This is a genomic window from Stenotrophomonas pictorum JCM 9942, assembly GCF_001310775.1.
Lineage (GTDB): Bacteria > Pseudomonadota > Gammaproteobacteria > Xanthomonadales > Xanthomonadaceae > Stenotrophomonas > Stenotrophomonas pictorum.
The window spans coordinates 1-1,075 of sequence record NZ_BAZI01000625.1 but is presented as its reverse complement, the minus strand read 5'-3'; the positions used below and the strand labels follow the sequence as shown (position 1 = coordinate 1,075).

Sequence of the window (1,075 nt, the reverse complement as noted above, 5' to 3'; positions counted from 1 at the left end):
CGAGCAGCTGCTCGCGGCCAGTGGCGCACAGTCGCGCGAACTGATCCTCGATGGCGGCGACGGTGTGCGCCTGCAGGCGTTGCACAGCCGGATTCCGGCGCAGCGTGAACCGGTCGGGCTGGCACTGCTGCTGCATGGCTGGGAGGGCAGCACCCAATCCAGCTACATGCGCATGACCGCCGCACGGCTGTTGGAGCAGGGCTTCGAGGTGGTGCGGCTGAATTTCCGCGATCATGGCAACACCCATCACCTGAATCCGGGCATCTTCCATTCCTGCCGGATCGACGAGGTGGTGCACGCGGCCGCGGATGTGGCGCGGCGTTTCCCGCACCTGCCGCTGGTGGCGGCCGGCTATTCGCTGGGCGGCAACTTCGTGTTGCGGCTGGCCTTGCGCGCACCGGCCGCCGGGATACCGCTGGTGCGGGTGGCCTCGGTCTGTCCGGTGCTGGATCCGGCGGTGACGATGGACAGCATCGAGCGTGGTCCAGCGATGTACGACTGGTATTTCCATCGCAAATGGACCGGCTCGCTGCGCCGCAAGCGCGCGCTGTTCCCGGAGCTGGCCGACTGCGATGACGGGGTGCTGAGACTGGACATCCGCGCGCTGACCGGCTGGCTGGTGGAACGGCATACCGATTACGGCTCGCTGCAGGCGTATTTCGACGGCTACTCCATTGCCGGCGGGCGGCTGGCCACCCTGCAGCTGCCGGCCGACATCCTGATGGCCAAGGACGATCCGGTGATTCCCTTCACCACGTTCGACCAGTGGCAGCTGCCGGCGCAGGCGCGACTGGAGATCGCCGACTGGGGCGGACATTGCGGCTTCCTGGAAAACCTGCGCGGCGACGGCTTTGCCGAGCGCTGGGTGGCGCAGCACCTGCGCCGGGCCGTGACCGACTGAACCGGCACGGGCCGGACGCATGCGCGCTGCCGGCTACAATGCGGGTTTGCGCTAACGCCGGACCGTCATGCAAGAGAACATCATTCAAGCCCTGCGCCGTAACGCCGCCGATGAGGCCGTGTCGCTGGCGCGCGAATGGACCGCTGCCGAGCCGCAGCAGCCGCAGGCCCACCG

General features: G+C 68.2%; 1 protein-coding gene. It reads left to right on the top strand.

From position 1 onward, the window contains the following. Positions 1-901 (top strand): YheT family hydrolase (locus JCM9942_RS16615; protein WP_054660946.1); only part of this gene is annotated, 901 nt, incomplete at its 5' end. Between the last annotated feature and the right edge of the window lie 174 nt (positions 902-1,075).